Source organism: Kutzneria sp. NPDC052558, from assembly GCF_044547355.1.
Taxonomy (GTDB): domain Bacteria; phylum Actinomycetota; class Actinomycetes; order Mycobacteriales; family Pseudonocardiaceae; genus Kutzneria.
The window spans coordinates 239,657-258,609 of the sequence record NZ_JBIUAG010000005.1; the positions used below are offsets into that span (position 1 = coordinate 239,657).

An 18,953-nucleotide genomic window follows, 5' to 3' on the forward strand; every position below is an offset into this window, starting at 1 on the left:
GTTGGACAGGGATCGGGTCGGACCCGAAGATGGGGGCATCCCGCAAACGCATGGAGAGCCTCATGTCGGTCAAGGCATTACGCGTGCTCTGTCTGCACGGCTATCACGGCAACTCGACCATTCTCCGCAAGCAGCTGATGCCGCTGAAGTTCGGCCTTTCCGTGCTGGTCGACTTCGTCACCGTGGACGCTCCGTCGCTGGCCGAGGGCGATTTCGGCTGGTGGCACGGGGATATTCCCGGATATCGCGAGGAGTTCCAGGGCTGGCCGCGCACCAGGGATTCGCTGTCCTGGACGCTCCAGATGAACGGCCCGTTCGACGGGGTGCTGGGCTTCAGCCAGGGAGCGGCCCTGGCCGGCCTGCTGCCCGGCCTGTTCGCCGACGAGCCGGCGATCGACCTGCGGTTCGCCATCATGGTCGGCGGTTTCCGCAGCGAGGCCCCGGAACACCGGGAACTGTATGCCCGCCGCGAGGCGTACGACATTCCCTCGTTCCACATGATCGGGGAAACCGACACGGTGGTGAATCCCGAGGATTCCCGTCGCCTCGCGGCGGAATTCACCTCACCGGTGATCGTCACGCATCCGGGCGGCCACGCCATTGCCGCCACTGCGCTCATCACCAGCGCGCTGTCGGATTTCCTCGCCCAGCGGCAGCAGGAACTACGGGTGTGACGGGCGGGTCTCGGTCCAGTCGACCATCAGCCGGCGCTCGGCGAACAGCCACGAGCCGTCCGGCTGCCTGGCGAACTCGTCCAGATAGCGGATGGCCGCCTTCATCAGCGTCCGCTGCCCGTCCACGTCGTAGAGGTGGTGGGCGATGCAGTAGGACTCGCCGGTGGCCCGGTCGCCGTCCAGCGTGATCGTGCTCTGGCCGTTGAAATGCGTGGTCACGTCGTAGGTGTTGAGGTTGTCGAACACCGGGGCCAGCGACTCGCGGCCGTGCAGCTCCTGGCTGGGCTGCTCGGAGGTGCGGTCCATGTAGACCAGGAACCGGGTGTCCTTGGTGAACAGCGCCATCTGGCCCTGGGCGTCACGGCGGTCCGCGCAGTGCGCGTAGGCGTCGACCAGTTCCCGGATGGCCAGCCGGTCGGTTGCTTCCTCTGGGGACATCGTGGCTCCCGAAGTACGAAGGTAAACTTCGTAGGTGACCTTAGCACCTGCTAGGGTCACGGGGGTGGAGGCCGATCTGTCCGCCACCGCGGCCGACCTGCGGCTGGCGGTGAAGCTGCTGGCCCAGCGCCTGCGCGCCGAGGCGCGGCCCGGGGAGCTGTCGTGGTCGCAGGAGAGCGTGGTGTCGCTGCTGGACCGCCTGGGTCCGACCACCGTCACCGAGCTGGCGCGCATCGAGGGCGTGCGCTCGCAGTCCATGGGAGCGACGGTGGCCAGCCTGGAGGAACTGGGCCTGGTGGGCCGGGAGCCGGATCCTCGCGACGGCCGGCAGTCCATCGTTTCGCTGACCGGGCAAGGGGTTTCGGCCCTGGGTGCGGCCCGGGCGGTCAAGCAGAGCTGGCTGGTCGGCGTGCTGGGGGAGCGGTTGAGCGTCAAGGAGCAGCGGGAGCTCGGCGCGGCGATCCAGCTGCTGCTGCGCCTGGTGTGAACGGCACGATTGTGCTGATTCGGTGCCAGCGACCAGTGGTGGGCGTCGAATTCGATCTCGCGGGCCGGGCGTCGGGCTTGACAAGAATTCAAGCAAATGCTTCAGTTTTATTCGTGGCGGCGAAGAATGTGGACCTGCGCCGGGAAGCCGGCCGGCGAACCCGGGACCAGCTGCTGACGGTCGCCATGGACCTGCTGGCGGAGCGGGGGCCGGAGGGCGTCACGCTGCGCGAGATCACCGAGGCGGCCGGGGCCAACGTGGCCGCGGTGAGCTACCACTTCGGCTCGCTCAAGGTCCTGTGCGAGACGGCCGCCGAACACGCGCTGGAGCGGTACCTGGACGCCCAGCAGCAGGCGATGAGCGCCCTGGCCCCCGGCTCGACGCTGCTGGAACTGGCCGCGGCGTTCGCCCGGCCGATGGTGGACGCGCTGTCGGCGGGCGGCCACGACCTGGCCGTCATGCGGACCGTGGCGCGGTTCGGGGCCGACCCGCCGGAGGGCTGGAACCGTCTGGACGACAAGTTCGACGAGACCCGCGCGGACGCCATGCGGGTGCTGGCGAGGCACCTGCCCGGGATCGAGGAGCCGGACCTGGTCTTCCGCCTGCGCTGCGCCGCCGGCATGATCAACTGGCTGGCCCTGGCCCCCATCGGCGCCGAACTCGCCGGCCGGTCGGCCGAGCAGATCGAACGGCAACTGCTGCCCGTCCTGGCCGGCGCCCTCCGCGGCGACCCCACCCCACCCGGCTTGTGACGTCAGGTCCTGCCCGTGGCGCAGCTCAGCCGCGAGGCTTCGTCACTTTCCGGCCAACCCGAACAGCGCCGCCGCGTTGCCGTAGCAGATCTTGCGGCGGTCGTTCTCGCTGATCGGCGCGGCCTCGATCCAGCGGGCGGCGTCGGTGGCCATGTCGTACGGGTAGTCGCTGGCGAACATGATGTGGTCCGCGCCGACCGTGAGCAAGGCCGTGATCAGGGCCTGGTCGTTGAAGTTGCCGCTGGTGGTGAGCCAGATGTTGTCCGAGAGGTAGTCCTGTAGGCGCTTGCGGGTGCGTCGCGAGTACGGGTTGTACTCGAAGGCCCGCTGGATGCGCCCGGCGAAGAACGGCAGCGTCTCCCCGAGATGGCCGATGATCAGGTTCGCGCCGGGGTGGCGGTCGAACACCCCGCCGTACACCATGCGCAGCACGTGGGTCGCGGTCTCCGGCGCGAATCCCCACGCCGCCCCGACGAGTTCCGGATGGCCGTGGTAGATCGCGTCCTGCACCGCCCGCGCCGGGAGCCTCGGGTGCAGGTACAGCGGAACCTGGAGTTCCTCCAACGTCGTCCAGAACGGCTCGAACCGCTCGTCGTCGAGGTACACCTTGTCGTCGCCGAGGTTGCTGTACCCGTTGACCATCACGCCCCGCAGGCCCAGTTCGGTGATCGCGCGCTTGAGCTCCCGCGTCGCCTCGTCCGGGTCCTGCAACGGCATCGACGCGAGGCCCTCGAACCGGCCGCCGCTGCCGGCCACCTCCTCGGCCAGGAAGGTGTTGACCCGCCGGGCCGCGCTCACCGCGGCGGCCGGATCCGCGATGCCCTCCACGCCGCCGATGGTGTGCGACAGGATCGCCACGTCGATCCCCGCCGCGTCCATCTCCTCGATGCGGCCCTCGCGCAGGTCCCGCATGCGGGCCTCGACCACCTCCGCGAACTCCGGGTTGAAGCCCGCGTAGCTGGACCCGTCCTGCGCGAACTCGCCGCCGAAGCTGTCCCCGAAGTTCGGCCGGACCTGCTGCGGGTCCACGAAGTGCTCCTCGATGGCGATCTTGCGTTGCCGGACCGGCGCCTCGGTCGGACCCCCGACGACGGGCAGTTGCCTGATGGCCATGACGCTCCCTCGACTCGAAAAAACGTGAACCGTAAACCATGGTGGATTGGTTGAGCGTTCAAGTCAAGGGCTAGGGGAGAACGTAGGGGGCGTCGGTCCAGAATCCGGCCGAAGGAGGGTGTGCTCAGCCTGCGGCTTTAGGCGTGGCGTCGATGGCGGCGACGATGGCCGAGGCGTCCTGGCCCATCCGGCGCAGGTGGCCGGCGGGCAGGGCGTCGAGCACGAGCCGCCGCACGGTGCGGACATGGCCGGGGGCGGCGGCGGCGAGGGCGTCCATGCCGGCGTCGGTGAGCACGGCGTTGGTGACGCGGGCGTCGACGGAATCGGTCTCCCGGCGGATCCAGCCCCGCTGCTCCAGCCGCTTGACCAGATGGGACAGCCGGGACAGGGAGGCGTTGACGTGCTTGGCCAGCTCGCTCATCCGCAGGGTCCGCTGGGGGCTGTGCGACAGCATGGCCAGCGACATGTACTCGGCCATGCTGAGCTGGGAATCCCGCTGCAACTGGGCGTCGATGGCGCCGGGCAGTCGGACCAACAGATCCACCACGGACAGCCAGGCCCGCAGCTCGCCGGGGGTGAGCCAGGGGGCGTCGTCGGACTCGGCGCTGGTCATGCGGTGATCGTACAAGAGAACTTGACGGTTCAACCCCGGGCGAGCTTTACTTTAACCCTCAACCAAATGGAGAGGGCAGTCATGACCTTCATCGCGCGGCACTGGATCGACGGGCAGTGGCGGGAATCGGACCGGGTCGCGGAGTCGACCGATCCGGCGACGGGCGAGGTGGTGGGCCGGTACGCGGACGGCGGCCGGGCGGAGGCCGAGCAGTCGGTGCGGGCGGCCCGCCGGGCGTTCGAGCAGACGGAGTGGTCACGGGACCGGGCGCTGCGCCACAAGGTGCTGTCGGCGATGGCCGACGCCTTCGGGGCCCGTGCCGGGGAACTGGCGCTCACGCTGACCACGGAGAACGGCAAGACGCTGGTCGAGTCCGGGATGGAGGTGGCCAGCGCCGGCCCGGCCTTCAGACACACGGCCGCGCAGGCGCTCACCGAGACCGGCATCGCGGCCGAGGTCGCGAACGGCGTCTACTTCAGCACCCTGACCGAGCCGGCCGGCGTCGCCGCGCTGATCATCCCCTGGAACGCGCCGGTCGCCCTGTTCGTCCGGGCCCTGGCCCCGGCGCTGGCGGCCGGCAACACCGTCGTGGCGAAGCTGCCCGGCCAGACCGCGCTGACCAACGCCCTCATGGCGGAGATCATCTCGGAGGTGCAGGACCTGCCCCGCGGCGTGGTCAACATCTTCACCGAGTCGGGCAACACCGGGGCGCCGTTCCTGGTCGAGTCGCCGGACGTGGACGTGGTCAGCTTCACCGGCAGCGTCGCGGTGGGCAAGGCGGTCGCGGCCGCCGGCGCGGCCACCCTCAAGCGGATCAACCTCGAACTCGGCGGCAAGACGCCGCTGATCGTCTTCGACGACGCCGACGTGGCGGCGGCGATCCCGGTGCTGGCGGCCAGCATGACCGCCTTCGCGGGCCAGTTCTGCATGGCCGGCACCAGGTTCCTCGTGCACCGTGCGGTCGCCGACGCGGTCCGCGACGGCCTGCGCGATGCGCTGGAGTCGATAGTCGTCGGGCCGGGCCGGCTGGCCACGACCCAGATGGGCCCGCTGATCGACAAGGCGGCCGTGCGCCGCGTGGACGAGGCCGTCGAACGCTCCCTGGCCTACGCCAAGCCGATCGTGCGCGGCGGGCCGATCACCACGGCGCCGTTCGCCGCGGGCGCGTTCTATCGGCCGTCGCTGCTGGCCGTCGAGGACGTGAACTCCCCGCTGGTGCAGGAGGAACTGTTCGCCCCGGTGGCGACCTTCGAGGTCTTCGACGACGAGGACGACGCGGTGCGCCGGGCCAACGCCACGGAGTTCGGCCTGGCCGCGGCGGTGTTCACCCGGGACGTGGACCGGGCCCGCCGGGTCGGCCGGGCGCTGCGGGCCGGGACGGTCTGGACCAACACCTGGTTCGTGCTCGACGACGGGTTCGCCGAGGGCGGCTTCAAGAGCAGCGGCATCGGCCGGCTGCGCGGCCCGCTGGCCACCGCGGCGTTCGGCGAAGCCAAGACGTACGTGCAGATTTCCCGATGACGACGGAGGAGTTGGCCATGGCTGGACAGGCGGTGCAGCTGCGCCGGGCGGGGCAGCGGCACGAGACGCGGATCGACTGGCTGCACGGACGGCAGTCCTTCGACACCGGAGTCGACCCCTTCGGCGCGGACACGCATCACGGGGTGCTGATCGTCAACAACGAGGACTCGGTGCGTCCGGGCACCGGCTTCGACACGCATCCCCATCAGGACATGGAGATCGTCACCTGGGTGCTGTCCGGGGCGCTGGTCCACCAGGATTCCGAGGGGCACTCGGGAATCGTCTACCCGAACCTGGCCCAGCGGATGACCGCCGGCACCGGCATCCTGCACTCGGAGAAGAACGACGCCGGCCGGGACGAGACCGTGCACTTCGTGCAGATGTGGGTGGTGCCGGACGAGCCCGGCCTGACGCCGGGCTACCAGCAGCTGGACCTGCCCGAGGCGGAGCTGGCCGGCCGGTTCGCCACCGTGGCCTCGGGAATGCCCCGGCACCGGGACAACGCGGCGATCCGCATCGCCAACAAGTACGCGGCGCTGCACGTGGCCCGGCTCGAACCGGGCCAGCAGGTGGAGCTCATGGACGCGCCGTTCCTGCACGTCTTCGCCGCGCGCGGGGCCGTCGACTTCGAGGGCGTGGGCACGGTCGGCACCGGCGACGCGGTGCGGCTGACCGGGATCTCCGGGCACCGGGTCACGGCGATCGAGCCGGCCGAGGTGCTGGTCTGGGAGATGCACGCGACGCTGGCGTGACAAGCTGGCGGGCATGGGTTTTGATTGGCTGGGGAGTCGCAGGGCCGGCTGGGTGGCGGCGGTGCTGGCGGTGGTCGCGACGGTGACCGCGACCGATGCCGCCGCCGGAGACAGGTTCGACAGCCGGCTGGACGCGATCGCGGCGCACGGGGTGCTGACGGTGTGCAGCACCGGGGACTACAAACCGTTCACCTACCGGGATTCCAGCGGCAACTGGAGCGGTGTCGACATCGACATGGCGGGGGAGTTGGCCCGCCAGTTGGGCGTGAAACTCCGGTTCTACCACTCCACTTGGGCCACGATCGGCACGGATGTCGGGCCCCGGTGCGACATCGGCATGGGCGGCGTCTCGATCACGTTGGCCCGTGCGAGAACGGCGTTCTACAGCCAGCCGTACCTGCGGGACGGCAAGACGCCGATCACCCGCTGCGAGAACGTCGACAAGTACCAGACGCTGGAGCAGATCGACCACCCCGGCGTGCGGGTGATCGTCAACCCGGGCGGCACCAACGAGCAGTTCGACACGGCCACCCTGCACCAGGCCACCATCGTGCGGTATCCGGACAACAACACCATCTTCGACGCGCTGCTGGCCGGCCAGGCCGACCTGATGATCACCGACGCGACCGAGACCCGCTACCAGGCCGGGCAGCATCCCGGGCAGCTGTGCGCGGTGCACCCGGACCAGCCGTTCACCTTCGCGCAGAAGGCTTATCTGACCCCGCGCGGCGACGTGGTGTTCCAGCAGTGGGTGGACCAGTGGCTCAATATCGCCCTCAACGACGGCACCTTCCAGCGCATCAACGGGTGAACGCGCGCCGGTAGGCGGTCGGGGTGGTGCCGACGACGTCGCCGAACCGCGCCCGCAGGGTGGCGCCGCTACCAGGTCCGCACTTCACGGCGAGCCAATACGATGGCGATAAGTCCCGGTTGATTTGCTGTCCGCAGCTCCGCCGAACCGGGCGGGGCGAGCGGAAGGAGTACCTCATGAGGCGCAAGGTTCTGCTGGTCGGGGTGGCTGTGCTGGCCATCGGCCTCGGCGGCGCCGGCTTCGCGCTGGCCGCCGACACCGGGGCGACCCCGGTGACGCTGACGCCGGTGGCCGGCAAGCCGGACGTGTCCAAGGTCAAGGAGGGCGTGGCGGTCCCGGTCGGCCCGATCGGGGGCGTCGTCGGGGGCGCCCCCGACCAGGTCACGCAGGCCAAGTGAGCTCGTTCCCCCGGGGCCGCCGGCCCCGGGGGAATCACATCGGGAAGGCAGACAACGGCATGCGGGTGTTGGTGGTCGAGGACGAGGTGTTGCTGGCCGAGGCCGTGCAGAGCGGGCTGCGCCGGGAGGCGATGGCCGTGGACGTCGTTCACGACGGCCTGAGCGCGCTCGACCAGCTGGCGGTCAACGGCTACGACGTGGCGGTGCTGGACCGGGACCTGCCCGGCATGCACGGCGACGACCTGTGCCGGGCGATCATCGCCCAGCACCCGCAGTGCCGCGTGCTCATGCTGACCGCCGCCCGCCGGTTGGACGACAAGGTCGCAGGCCTGGGTCTGGGGGCCGACGACTACCTGACCAAGCCCTTCGAGTTCCCCGAGTTGGTGGCCCGGATCCGGGCGGTGGGCCGGCGCAGTCCGGCCGCGCTGCCGCCGGTGCTGGAGCTGGCCGGCGTGACGCTCGACCCGTTCCGCCGCGAGATCGTCCGCGATGGCCGGCCGTTGTTGTTGACCCGTAAGGAGTTCGCGGTGCTGGAGCTGCTGATGCGGGCCGGCGGCGGGGTGGTCAGCGCCGAGGAGCTGCTGGAGAAGGCCTGGGACGTCAACGCCGATCCGTTCACCAACGCCGTGCGGATCACCATCTCCACGCTGCGGGCCAAGCTCGGCCCGCCGCCGGTGATCCACACCGTCACCGGCGTCGGCTACCGGATGGCGGCGGCGTGACCATCCGGGCCCGCCTCACCCTGACCTACACCGTGCTCATGATCGTGGTCGCCGCCCTGCTCGCGCTGGGGGTGTTCCTGTTCATGACCTACGTGCCCGCGTACGACATCCCCACCACCGTCACCCCGGTGCCCGGCAATCCGCACCCGACGACGTCGAGCGTGACCGAAGGGACGGCCACCCCGGTGACCAGCCTGTTCCCGGTGCGGTCCAAACAGGACATCCTGACCACGCTGCTGATCGCCTCGGCGGGGGCGCTGGTGCTGATCTCGGGCCTGGCCGCCGGGTTCGGCTGGCTGGTCACCGGCCGGCTGCTGCGGCCGCTGCACGAGATCGCCGACGCCGCCCGGCGGGCCGGGGCCGGCCACCTGGACCACCGGATCGACCGGCCGGGGCCGCCCGACGAGCTCAAGGAGCTCGCCGACACCTTCGACGTGATGCTGGCCCGGCTGGAGGTGTCGATGCACACCTACCGCCGGTTCGCCGCCAACGCCTCGCACGAGCTGCGGACCCCGCTGGCCACCACGCAGGCGCTGCTCGACCTGGCCATCACCGGGCCGCCGGAGCAGGACGTGCGCGCGCTGGCCACCCGGCTTCGCACCATCAACTCCCGCAACATCGAGACCGTCGACGCGCTGTTCGACCTGGCCGACGCGGCCGAGACCGAGCCCCGCCGGGAGCCCGTGGACCTGCGGGAACTGGTCGGCCAGGTGCTGACCGCGGTCGCCCCGGAGGCCGAGGGCATCGGGGTGAGTGTGTCCCTTGTGGACGTTCAGCTGGCCGGCGACCCGGTCCTGTTGCGGCAGCTGCTGACCAACCTCGTGCAGAACGCCTTGCGGCACAACCACTCCGGCGGCTCGGTCCGCCTGACCGCCGCCCTGGACGGCCCGGCGGTGTCGTTGCAGATCACCAACACCGGGCCGGTCGTGCCGGCCGAGACCGTGCCGATGCTGACCGAGCCGTTCTACCGGGCCAACGGCCGTACCGCCGGTGGTCACGGCCTGGGGCTGGCGCTGGCCGCCACCATCGCCGACGGGCACGGCGGCCGGCTGTCGATCACCGCCAACCCGGCCGGCGGCCTGACCGTCACGGTCACGCTGCCGCGTGGGGATCACGTGTTTCGGTGATGCATCGGTCCGCCCGCCCGTGGCTGACTGGTGCCATCGGTGATCGGGCGTTGAGCGCGTCGCCGGCGCTCGGGCCGGCACCTGTATCTTGTCCTCGTGGCACGCCCTGGTGAGCTGATTTCGGCCTGGTGTCGGGAGCACCTGGGCGCCGGGCCGGTCGAGGTGCTGTTCGAGCGGGAATCGATCTCGACGGTGTTCGGCCTGCGGCTGGCCGATGGCGCCGAGGTCGTGGTCAAGGCCCGTCCCGACGACGGCCGGGCCGGGTCGTGTGTGGCCGCCCAGGAGCTGTTGGCGCAGCGGGGATTCCCTTGCGCCCGGCCGATCACTCCGGTGATCGCCGTTGACGGGCTGGCCGTGCACGCCGAGCAGTTCTGGCCCGGCGGCGACGTGCTGGCCGGCGATTCCCCGGACGTGGCCGTGCGCTACGCCGAGGTGTTCGCCCGCCTGATGGCCGAGCTGGCCTGCGCCGACATCCCGCCGCCGCTGCCCAATCCGCGCTGGATCTGTTGGGACCACATGGGTCTCGGGCTGTGGCCGGCGATCGACTTCCTCGACCGGCGTGATCAGAGCGCCGTCCCCGACTTCGTCGTCGACACCGCCCGACGGGTCCGCCGCCGGCTGCTGGCCGCCGACCTGCCGTGTGTGCTGGGGCACGGCGACTACGAGGCCCAGAACCTCCGCTGGCGCGGCCGGGACGTGTGGATTGTGCACGACTGGGACAGCCTCGCCTGGCAACCCGAGGCCGCCCTGGTCGGCGCGGCCAGCGGGGCCTTCGCCAACTCCGGGCAGCCGACCCTGGCCCCGATCGCCGCCTCCGAGGCGTTTCTCGCCACCTACCAGGACTTTCGCGGCCGCGCCTTCACCGCCACCGAGCTGGAGGTCGCCTGGGCCGCCAGCCTCTGGACCCCGGCCCACAACGCCCGCTGGGAGGCCCTGCACGGCGACAAACCCTTGTCCGGCAACGCCCTCCGTGACCAGGCACCCGAACGCCTGCGCCGCGCCAACGCCTAGCCCCGCCTGGCGCGTCGGGCGGGTGCCAGGCAGGCCGTCCCTGAACCGCTTGCTGGCCCAAGGTTCGGACCACAGTGGACGGTTTCGAGCACCTCCCAGCCGTCATCGCCGGCCTGTACCGGGACAGCGGCCGTTGCGGCAAGCTCCAGGTCCGGTGCTAGCGCTGCTCACGCCCGTCCCTGAACTCCGGCAGCCCCTCGTTGATCTTCACCTTCCAGTCGCTGTGATGAATCAGCCTGTGACAGGAACTGCACAACAACACCAGATTGTCCAGACTGGTCGGCCCCCCGTCAGCCCATTCCACCACGTGATGCGCGTGGCATTGCCGGGGTTTCCTTCCACATCCCGGAAACGCGCACCCCTTGTCTCGGATGATCAGTGCTCTGCGTATCGCGTTGGGGATTGTCCGGCTGGCCCGTCCGATGTCGAGGACTTCGGACTTGGCCCCCAGCACCACCCGCAGGATCGTGCTGTCACAGGCGATCCTGCGCACTGAGGCGGCGTTGAGCGGCCCCATGCCCTCCAGGTCGGCGGTGCCGCGCTGCTCCTGAAAGTCCTTCCACGACATGGTGAGGGCGAGGTGCGGCTTCTCCCCGCCTTCCTCGGGCAGGGCGTCGCTGCCCAGGGCGATCTCGACGATCTCGGCGAAGGCGTCGCCTTGGCGCTGAGGGGTGGTGCGGGTGTCGTTGGCCGAGGTGGGCTTGGACTTGGCGGCGATGGCCGCTTCCAGCATGGCCCCGGTCTCCAGGTCCAGGTGGCCTCGGATGTCGAAGGACCCGTCGGGTCGGCGGGTGATGTAGAGCTCCCGCGTGGGCCGGGCCAACTCTGGGTCGTCGGGGGCTGTGCCGTCTTGGTCGAGCAGCAGCAGGATCCGCTTGGCGATGTCGCTGAAGTCGACGGTGTCGAACTGTGGCGCGTTCTCCACCAGCGCCGCCTCGACATCGTCGCGATCCGCCTCCGGCGCCGCGCTCAGGGTGGTGTCGATGATGTTCAGGTGCTGCTTGCTCAGCACCGCCGCATTGGCCACGTCCCGAACCGCGTCGCGCCCGAACAGCTCCGCGAACCGCACCAGGTCCCGGGCCTCGCCCCGGGTGATCTTCCACGCGACGGTCAGCGACGCGACCAGTGCCTTGCGGTCGTCCTTGGTCCGGCTGGTGCGGTTCCATTGCTCTCGCACCACCGCGATCTCGCGCAGGTAGTCGTTCTTGCGTCGCTGCTCGATCAGCACACCGATCTCGCCCAGCGCCCCGTCACCCAGTCGCCACCATTCGGCGTCGACCGGCATATCCAGGTTCACTGACATACCCTCATCTTAGCACAGTATGTGTACGGATTTCTGTTGCCAGGAAACGGTTATCTCTTCGTTCCCCACCTGAAGAACCCTTCAGGAAAGCGCTTTCCATCCCCGAAAGCTCGCCCACCCCCTCAAACGGCAACCACACCACAAAAGCCAGACCCCTCCCACGTCCCAAGCCCTCTGTAAACCGCACCACCCACCCACCTCACGCCGCGCTACGAACCGCACCCACCCACCCGACTCGCGACAATCGACCCAGGTGAGGGCTTGGTGATGGTGTGGAAGGGAAGAGTGCGGCTACGGGCGGGTTGGTGAAGGGGAGGAGGAATGCGGTGAGGAGCAACCGCCGGCCCGCCACCCAAGCAACCACCCGACCCGCGACAACCCGCCTGACGGACCCCATCCACCCGCTTAACTCGCGGCAGCTGGCCCAAGCAGGGGGTGTGGCGGAGTAGGGCGCGGCGGAGATGGAGCTGTTGGTCGAGCGGAGGAGTAGGACGCGGCAGAGATGGAGCTGATGGTCGAGCGGAGGAGTAGGGCGCGGCGGAGATGGAGCTGATGGTCGGGCGGAGGAGAAGGGCGCGGCAGGAGCGAAGTTGGTGGCCGGAAGGCGGCAAAGGATGAAATCGGTGATGGGCAAGATGGGGCGTACCTCATCCACCGCGCAGCTCACCGGCACCGGCGGCCGCTGCGTGATCGCCTCGGCGAGACGTTCTTCCGCCGGACTACAGATCGTGGGCGAGCGGATGCCGGGGCTGGTAAAGCATGATCTCGCCGGCGCCGGGCACCTTCAGCTGCGCGGTCCGGCCGAAGCTTCGGGTCTGTACCTCTCCGGCGAACTCCGCGCCCCGGCCGGCCAGCTCCGCCATCGTCGCCTCGATGTCGTCGCACAGCAGGGAGATCTCGTGGCTGGGCCGGCCGTCGGTCGGGTGCACGCCCAGCTCCGATGGCCCGGTTTTGAAGATCAGCCAGCCGTCGTGGGCGTCCACGTGCGGCCACTCCAGCACGTCGCGGAAGAAGGCCCGGGCCGCCTCTGCGTCCTCGGCGTACACCAGCGTGTGCACGGCGGTAATCATGGCGGCGAGCCTAGGGCAGCCGGAGGGCGCAGATCTGGGTGGCCTGGGCGACGAGCCGGTCCTTGCTGTCCCAGACGTGCACGGCGTGGTCGATCTGGCCGGCGCCGACATCGGTGCAGGTGACCCGGATCCGCACCGGCCCGGCCGCCGGCAGCCGCCGCACGTACGCGCTGAGCTGCACGGTCGGGGTCCAGCCGGGGGCGCTCAGGTCGTAGCCGATCGGCGGCATCGCGTCCACGGCGACCATCAGGCTGACCGGATCCCAGTCGGTGCCGTCGGCCAGCCGCAGCCAGCCGGCGATCAGGCCACGGCCGGTGGGCTCGCCACGGAGGAATCCGCTGGTCGACGGGTCGAGGCGCTGCTCGACGACGTCGAGGATGTGGATCCGGAACGCCCCGCCGGGGCCGACGACACCAGAACGTGGGCAGTCCTCGATCGGCGGCAGCGCCACCGGCACGGTCCCGGACCACCACGGCTCGGCTTCGTCGAGCTGCCCGAAGGTGGCCAGCGCCTCGACGCACGGCCGGTCGCCCTGGCTCAGCCGGGCCCGCAGTTGGGTCGCGCCGCGACCGGCCCGCAGCACCTCGGCGGTCACGACCGCGGGCCCGGGTTTCGGCGACTGCACGAAGGAGCCGCTCAGCGCGGTCAGATGGGGATGCGACGACAGGGTTCCGGCGGCGCGGGCCAGAACCGCCAGCAGGTAGCCGCCGTTCGGCTTGTCCTCCAACGCCCACTTCGGGTGCAGGTCGACGTCGAAGCCGCCGTCGGCGCGGGGCGAGAGTTCGGTGGCGTCCGCGAAGTCCCCCATGAGCCGAGACCCTAGCGGAGTCGACGCCGGGTCAGTGCCCCGAAGGGCAGCCGCACACCCGTTCGATCAGGATCTGCCAGCCCGTGGCGAGGCTGTCCACCAGCGGCCCGGGATCGATCTTGTCCGGCGCGTGGACGTACAGCAGGATCGGCCCCTCCAGCGCGGCCAGCAGCTGGAGGGTCAGCGTGCGGTGGTCGGCGATGTCCGGACAGGCCTCGCGCAGCATGGTGTGCACGTGCAGCCGGGACGGGCTCTGTCCCATCGGGATGGGCTGCCCGGGGTCGATGGCGGCCCGGCACAGGGCGCTGTTGGCGACCAGGAACTCCAGCCGGGCCCGGCCGAAGGCGACCAGCCGCCTGGCCGGCGGCGCGCCCGGGCCCAGCGGCGGCGGCCCGGTCAGGAGGCGTTGCTGGAACTGGGTTTCCTCCTCGTCCAGCAGCCCGTAGAAGATGCCGGCGCGGGTGCCGAAGCGCCGGAACACGGTTCCCTTGCCCAGCCCGGCCCGCGCGGCCAGCCCGTCCATGGTCACCTTGTCGACGCCGAGCTCGTCGACCATGGCGCGGGCCACCTGGAGCAGGTGGGCGCGGTTGCGGGCGGCGTCGGCCCGCTCCTCGCGCGGCGGGCCCAGGGAGATCGGTTCCACGGACGGCACGCTACGCGACCCGGTCGGCGACGCCTCGCGACGCCGCCGATCGGGCGGTCGTCACGCCTCGATCGGCGTGAGCACGAAGATCGGCATGACCCGCGTGGTCTTCTTCTGGTACTCGGCGTAGTCCGGCCACGCCGCCACGGCCCGCTCGAACCAGGCCTTGTACTCGTCGCCGTCGGTCACCTCGACCGCGGTGTAGTCCTTCTTGACCGGGCCGTCCTGGAGTTCGACGTGCGGGTTGGCGACCAGGTTGTGGTACCAGACCGGGTGCTTGGGCGCGCCGCCCAGCGAGGCGACGACCGCGTACTGCCCGTCGTGCTCGACCCGCATCAGCGGAGTCTTGCGGATCTTGCCGGACTTGGCCCCGACCGAGGTCAGGACGATCACCGGGTGGCCCTGGTTGTCGGTGCCCTCGGTGCCGCCGGAGCGCTCGTAGAGCTCGACCTGGTCGCGGCTGAAGTCGAACGTGCTCGGCTCGTACTCACCGGTGAGAGGCATGTCTGTCGTCCCCATCGCTCGATCCGTGTGCGCTTAAGCGGACTATACCCCGCTTAGTGGGGGAAGCCCAGCGACAGGGCCTTGGCCGCCAGCTCGGTCCAGTCCTCGCCGTGGTGGGCGTGCTCCTCGGAATGGGGGAGCAGGCAGCCGAGGGTGATCGGCAGCGGCACGTGATACCGGGGCGCGGCCAGCTGCGGCGGGTTGGCGAAGTCGAGGACCTCGGCCAGGTTGTTGGCGGCGGCGTCCCGCACGGTCAGCGGGGCCAGCCCGAACCGCCACTCGATCATCTTCAGGATGGAGGTGTGGTCGTACAGGCCGTGGGCCACGGTGGCGCGCGGCGACCGCGGCGAGATCACCAGGCACGGCACGCGGAAGCCGCGCAGCCCGGCCCCCAGGTCGGGATTGGGATCCTCGCCCACCGGCGGCACGACGTGGTCGAAGAAGCCGCCCCACTCGTCGTAGGTGATGACGAGCGCGGTCCGGGCCCAGTTCGGGCTGGACACCACGGCGTTGTAGACCGAGGCCAGGAAGTGCTGGCCGATGCGGATGTCGGCCAGCGGATGCTCGTCCTGCGACAGCCCGGGAATCGCCTCGCCGAGGAATCCCGGCTCCACGAACGACACCGCCGGCAGCGTGCCGGCCGCGGCGTCGGCGTAGAACTCCCCGATCAGACGGCTGATCCCCAGGTGCCGCGTGCCCCACAACGCCGTGTACGGCACGTCGGTGAAGTAGTAGCGGCCCTTGACGCCGGCGGCCTGGAGCCGGTCCCAGATCGCCGGCATGGTCGCCAGCTTGTCCACCGAGGTGGTGGTGCGGTCGGTCTGGCCGGAGTGCAGGAAGAAACGGTTGGGGAAGGTGGGGGCCATCATCGCCGCGAAGTAGCGGTCGCAGACCGTCCAGTCCCGGGCCGCGCTGCCGTAGAAACCGAGGTCGTCGGCCTCGAAGTAGCCGATGGACAGCAGGTCGTTGTCGCCGGCCCGCAGCCAGCCGTCACAGGCGCCGTTGTTGAGCTCGGTCCGGCCGCCCTCATAGGAGTGGTCGGGATCGCTGAAGCCGCAACCGTGCGGCGCGGTCAGGTGGTGCGTCTGCTGGGCGACGCCGTTTTTGTCGGTGAACGTCAACCCGGCCTGTTTGCCGTCCGCGCCCGGCAGCCAGCCCAGGTAGTGGTCGAACGAGCGGTTCTCCATCATCACCACGACGATGTGGTCGATGCCCGACTGGTCGGGCGCGGGTAGTGTCGCCGCCCTGGCCACGCCGGAGCCGACCGCCGCCAGGGCGACCGCACCCGCCGTGCCGGCCAGGAACTCCCGCCGGGTCACATCGCTCATCGTTGTCTCCCAACCGTTTCAACTCACAGGGGCGCGTCGAGTATTCACCGGTCGGGCGAGCGTGGGACCAGTCTTTCGGTTAGCTCGTCATCTGTGCCGGGCATGTGACGCCGGGCGGCGGCAGTGTGCCGTCGGTCAGGTACCGGATCACGTAGCCGTTGAGGCAGGTGTTGCCGTGCAGGAAGTAGGCGGCGTGGCCGTCCCCGTGCCACAGCGCGGCCGCCCCGGGCAGCTGCGTGACCACGTGAGCGGCCCCCAGATTCGGCGCGTTGCTGTCCAGCTCGCCGATCGCCACCAGGGCCGGGGCCAGGCCTTTTGCCCGCAGCGGGGCCGGGGGATAGGCCGGCTGGCCGGGAATGCCGACGCAGCGGCCCAGTTCCAGCCGGCCCTCGGTCCAGCCGATGTGCGGGGCGATCGCCTTGAGCCGTCGCTCGATGCCGAGGAATTGCTGGTAACTGGGAACATCGGGCACGTAGTCGTGGCAAAGAGTCACGCCCAGCAGATAGCCGTGCTGCTCCGGCGGCAGGGGAGCGATGGTGGTGACGAAGTCGCTCGGGTCGCCGGCCCGGGCCCTGGCCATCGCCGTGGCCAGGCGGGGCCAGGTCGGCGGCGTGAGCAAGCTGTTGAGCAGCCCCACTTCCAGCTGTTCGGGGCTGACCGTGGTCGGGTGGGCCAGGAGATCGTCCCAGACCTGCACGGGGTCGAGGCCCTGCAGGGCACAGGTGGTGCGGGTCCGGCACCAGTCACGGAACCGGAACAGCTGCTGTTCCTGGGTCACGGCCCGATCCCGCAGCCAGTCCTCCAGCCGGGGCCGGGTGTGGTCGGGCACGCCGTCCAGGTACATGCGCTCCACCCGGTCCGGGAACAGCTCGGCGTAGGCCTGGCCGTACGTCGCCCCGTAGGAATTGCCGATGTAGCGCAGCTTCGGCTCGCCCAGCGCCACCCGCACCGCCTCGATGTCGTGTGCCGTCTGCCAGGACGTGAGGCCGTCGAACAGACTTCCCGCCGCCGCACGGCAACTGGCGTCGTAGGCGGCGTTCTCGCGGGCCTGGGCCTGCCAGTCGGCCTCGGTCCTGGCCAGCAGGAGAGTGAAGGGCGAGGGCTGCTGGTGCGGGCACTGCACCAGCGTGTGGTTGTCGGCCTGGCCCACCCCCCGCGAATCGATGACCACCACGTCGAAGCGGGCGCTCAGCTCGTCGTACACGGGCGGGCGCGGCTGCATGTGGGTGGTGCCGGTGCTGCTGCCGCTGCCCCAGTTGACGATCAACGCGCCCAGTCGCCGGACCGGGTCCTTCGCCGGGATCTCCGCCAGGTTGGCCCGGGTGGTGGGGCCGTCGGGGTGGCGCCAGTCGACCGGCACGGCCATGGTCGCGCAGCGGGTCCCGCCTCCGCAGTCCGTCCAGGTCAGGCTCGGCCGGGCGGCGGCAATGCCCGGTGTCAGGGTCACGGCCGCCAGTGCGGCGATCAGGAGTCGTCCTCGCTTCATCCGCCCGATTATGGTCAGGTCAGCGGCTCTCCGCCGTCCACTCGGAGCGTGACCCCGGTGAGGAAGCGGTTGGTCATCGCGAAGATCGCCGCCTGCGCGATGTCCTCGACTTCGCCGATCCGCCGCGCCGGGTTGTGCGTGCGGAAGTGCTCGAAGTACTCGGCCTTGCCCTGCTCGCCCAGCGCGTCCCAGATGCCGGTGTCGATCACGCCCGGGGACAGCGCGTTGACCCGGATCGGGGCCAGCTCCACGGCCAGCGAGCGGGTCAGGAAGTCGGCCGCCCCGTTGGTGATCGCCACGCCGAGGTAGCCGACGGCCGGCTTGAACGCGGCGACGCCGGAGAACAGCGTGAACGAGCCGCCCTCGTTGATCCGCGGCGCGAAGTGCTTGGCCAGCATCACCGGGCCGATCACCTTGGTGTCGAACGACTTCAGCAGCGAGTCGCGGTCCAGGTCCTTGAGCTGCCCGCGGGCCCGGGCCGAGGCGGTGGTGACGAGGTGGTCGAGCGAACCCACCCGTTCGGCCAGGGCCTGGATGCTGGCGTCGTCGGTGACGTCGACCGTCTCCGCGGCCGTGGTGTCCCCGTAGCCCTCCCGCAGCTTCGCCGCGTCGCGGCCGGCCACCGTGACCCGGGCTCCCTCGGCCAGCGCGGCGTCCACGATGGCCCGGGCGATCCCGCTGGATCGGCCGATGACCAGGACCGACTTGCCCTTGAGCGACATGCTCCCGCTCCCTTCGGTTGGCATGCCGTCATGTTGCCTCACAGACATGGATTTTGTCTATTAGGCAAAACCGCTAGGATTCGGGCATGAGTGACGGAGACATCGATCGGCTGGTGGCCGGACGGCTGCGGCAGGTCCGGCTGGACCGTGGTCTGACGCTCACCCAGCTCGCCCAGCAGACCGGGATCTCCGTTGCCCACCTGTCGCGGATCGAGAAGGGCGAGCGGCAGCCGTCCATCGGAAGCCTGCTCCAGCTGGCCCGCTCCTACGGCGTGTCCATCGGCGCCTTGGTCGAGGACCTGCCCGAGCGTGACTACCACCTCGTCCGGGCTGGCGAGGCCACCGTGCACGACAGCGGCGACGCCCGCTACGAGGTGCTCAGCGGTCCCCACGCCGCGATCTCCGTCGTCACCCTCGAACTGCCCGCCGGCGCGCGCACCATCGAGGCCCACCACACCGGCGAGGAGTGGCTGCACGCCGTCACCGGCAGTCTTCTGCTGCGCCTTGGCGAGCACGAGATCACCTTGGAGCCCGGCGATTCCGTGCAGTTCGACTCCTCGGTGGTGCATTCGCTGCACAACGGCGCCAAGCGGGCGCTGCGGGCGCTGATCGCCTCCTCGGCATCGGCCGCCCGGCACCCGGTCACCGGCATTCCCCGGCACTGACCACG

Annotated in this window: 22 protein-coding genes; 11 read left to right on the forward strand and 11 right to left on the reverse strand. The window is 70.4% G+C overall.

Annotated elements, in window-relative coordinates; genetic code table 11:
* Positions 1–62 precede the first annotated feature (62 nt).
* Positions 63–674, forward strand: coding sequence for a hypothetical protein (locus tag ACIG5F_RS12000; protein WP_396517616.1), 612 nt, complete (start codon positions 63–65; stop codon positions 672–674).
* On the opposite strand, the gene ACIG5F_RS12005 is transcribed toward ACIG5F_RS12000, so the two are convergent.
* A complete protein-coding gene (locus ACIG5F_RS12005) occupies positions 663–1,112 on the reverse strand; it encodes a nuclear transport factor 2 family protein (RefSeq protein WP_396517617.1) in 450 nt (149 codons plus the stop codon). The genes ACIG5F_RS12000 and ACIG5F_RS12005 overlap by 12 nt on opposite strands.
* Positions 1,113–1,176: 64 nt before the next feature.
* Here ACIG5F_RS12005 and ACIG5F_RS12010 point away from each other — a divergent pair, with 64 nt between their 5' ends.
* Together ACIG5F_RS12010 and ACIG5F_RS12015 are read left to right on the forward strand one after the other, a co-directional pair.
* Positions 1,177–1,599: a MarR family winged helix-turn-helix transcriptional regulator gene (locus ACIG5F_RS12010; RefSeq protein WP_396517618.1), complete on the forward strand. Its 423-nt coding sequence runs from the start codon at positions 1,177–1,179 to the stop codon at positions 1,597–1,599.
* Between the two features lie 113 nt (positions 1,600–1,712).
* A complete protein-coding gene (locus ACIG5F_RS12015) occupies positions 1,713–2,351 on the forward strand; it encodes a TetR/AcrR family transcriptional regulator (protein WP_396517619.1) in 639 nt (212 codons plus the stop codon).
* Between the two features lie 42 nt (positions 2,352–2,393).
* Here the strand turns inward: ACIG5F_RS12015 and ACIG5F_RS12020 are convergent, their stop codons facing one another.
* Both ACIG5F_RS12020 and ACIG5F_RS12025 read right to left on the reverse strand, forming a co-directional pair.
* A complete protein-coding gene (locus ACIG5F_RS12020) occupies positions 2,394–3,464 on the reverse strand; it encodes an amidohydrolase family protein (RefSeq protein WP_396517620.1) in 1,071 nt (356 codons plus the stop codon).
* 124 nt (positions 3,465–3,588) lie between these two features.
* Positions 3,589–4,077, reverse strand: coding sequence for a MarR family winged helix-turn-helix transcriptional regulator (locus tag ACIG5F_RS12025; RefSeq protein ID WP_396517621.1), 489 nt, complete (start codon positions 4,075–4,077; stop codon positions 3,589–3,591).
* An 81-nt stretch (positions 4,078–4,158) separates the two neighbouring features.
* Here ACIG5F_RS12025 and ACIG5F_RS12030 point away from each other — a divergent pair, with 81 nt between their 5' ends.
* The 7 genes from ACIG5F_RS12030 to ACIG5F_RS12060 all read left to right on the forward strand — a co-directional run bounded on the left by ACIG5F_RS12030 (position 4,159) and on the right by ACIG5F_RS12060 (position 10,419).
* Positions 4,159–5,598 (forward strand): aldehyde dehydrogenase family protein, encoded by a 1,440-nt coding sequence (locus tag ACIG5F_RS12030; RefSeq protein WP_396517622.1) that lies wholly within the window; start codon positions 4,159–4,161, stop codon positions 5,596–5,598.
* Positions 5,599–5,615: 17 nt separating this feature from the next.
* Complete coding sequence (locus tag ACIG5F_RS12035; protein WP_396517623.1) at positions 5,616–6,350, forward strand: pirin family protein; 735 nt, start codon at positions 5,616–5,618, stop codon at positions 6,348–6,350.
* A gap of 13 nt (positions 6,351–6,363) precedes the next feature.
* Positions 6,364–7,161, forward strand: a complete 798-nt coding sequence (locus tag ACIG5F_RS12040) for a transporter substrate-binding domain-containing protein (protein WP_396517624.1) — start codon at positions 6,364–6,366, stop codon at positions 7,159–7,161.
* A 176-nt stretch (positions 7,162–7,337) separates the two neighbouring features.
* Entirely contained in the window at positions 7,338–7,559 is a 222-nt protein-coding gene (locus ACIG5F_RS12045; RefSeq protein ID WP_396517625.1) for a hypothetical protein, read from the forward strand.
* 59 nt (positions 7,560–7,618) lie between these two features.
* A complete protein-coding gene (locus tag ACIG5F_RS12050) occupies positions 7,619–8,281 on the forward strand; it encodes a response regulator transcription factor (RefSeq protein ID WP_396517626.1) in 663 nt (220 codons plus the stop codon).
* Entirely contained in the window at positions 8,278–9,408 is a 1,131-nt protein-coding gene (locus ACIG5F_RS12055; RefSeq protein WP_396517627.1) for a sensor histidine kinase, read from the forward strand. Before ACIG5F_RS12050 ends, ACIG5F_RS12055 begins: the two co-directional genes overlap by 4 nt.
* Positions 9,409–9,504: 96 nt before the next feature.
* Positions 9,505–10,419: a hypothetical protein gene (locus tag ACIG5F_RS12060; RefSeq protein WP_396517628.1), complete on the forward strand. Its 915-nt coding sequence runs from the start codon at positions 9,505–9,507 to the stop codon at positions 10,417–10,419.
* A 157-nt stretch (positions 10,420–10,576) separates the two neighbouring features.
* Here ACIG5F_RS12060 and ACIG5F_RS12065 read toward each other — a convergent pair whose 3' ends face one another.
* The 8 genes from ACIG5F_RS12065 to ACIG5F_RS12100 all read right to left on the reverse strand — a co-directional run bounded on the left by ACIG5F_RS12065 (position 10,577) and on the right by ACIG5F_RS12100 (position 18,283).
* Entirely contained in the window at positions 10,577–11,722 is a 1,146-nt protein-coding gene (locus tag ACIG5F_RS12065) for a DUF222 domain-containing protein (protein ID WP_396517629.1), read from the reverse strand.
* A 719-nt stretch (positions 11,723–12,441) separates the two neighbouring features.
* Entirely contained in the window at positions 12,442–12,792 is a 351-nt protein-coding gene (locus tag ACIG5F_RS12070; protein WP_396517630.1) for a VOC family protein, read from the reverse strand.
* A 10-nt stretch (positions 12,793–12,802) separates the two neighbouring features.
* Positions 12,803–13,600, reverse strand: coding sequence for a thioesterase family protein (locus ACIG5F_RS12075; protein WP_396517631.1), 798 nt, complete (start codon positions 13,598–13,600; stop codon positions 12,803–12,805).
* Between the two features lie 31 nt (positions 13,601–13,631).
* Positions 13,632–14,243: a TetR/AcrR family transcriptional regulator gene (locus ACIG5F_RS12080; protein ID WP_396517632.1), complete on the reverse strand. Its 612-nt coding sequence runs from the start codon at positions 14,241–14,243 to the stop codon at positions 13,632–13,634.
* 60 nt (positions 14,244–14,303) lie between these two features.
* Positions 14,304–14,747, reverse strand: coding sequence for a nitroreductase family deazaflavin-dependent oxidoreductase (locus ACIG5F_RS12085; RefSeq protein WP_396517633.1), 444 nt, complete (start codon positions 14,745–14,747; stop codon positions 14,304–14,306).
* 53 nt (positions 14,748–14,800) lie between these two features.
* Positions 14,801–16,075, reverse strand: coding sequence for an alkaline phosphatase family protein (locus ACIG5F_RS12090; protein WP_396517634.1), 1,275 nt, complete (start codon positions 16,073–16,075; stop codon positions 14,801–14,803).
* 79 nt (positions 16,076–16,154) lie between these two features.
* Positions 16,155–17,561 carry an alpha/beta fold hydrolase gene (locus tag ACIG5F_RS12095; RefSeq protein WP_396517635.1) on the reverse strand — a complete coding sequence of 469 codons (1,407 nt, stop codon included), beginning with the start codon at positions 17,559–17,561 and terminating at the stop codon, positions 16,155–16,157.
* 14 nt (positions 17,562–17,575) lie between these two features.
* Positions 17,576–18,283, reverse strand: a complete 708-nt coding sequence (locus ACIG5F_RS12100) for an SDR family oxidoreductase (protein WP_396517636.1) — start codon at positions 18,281–18,283, stop codon at positions 17,576–17,578.
* Between the two features lie 86 nt (positions 18,284–18,369).
* Here ACIG5F_RS12100 and ACIG5F_RS12105 point away from each other — a divergent pair, with 86 nt between their 5' ends.
* The gene (locus tag ACIG5F_RS12105; RefSeq protein WP_396517637.1) at positions 18,370–18,948 is read left to right on the forward strand and encodes a helix-turn-helix domain-containing protein; all 579 of its coding nucleotides are present in this window, start codon (positions 18,370–18,372) and stop codon (positions 18,946–18,948) included.
* Positions 18,949–18,953 lie beyond the last annotated feature (5 nt).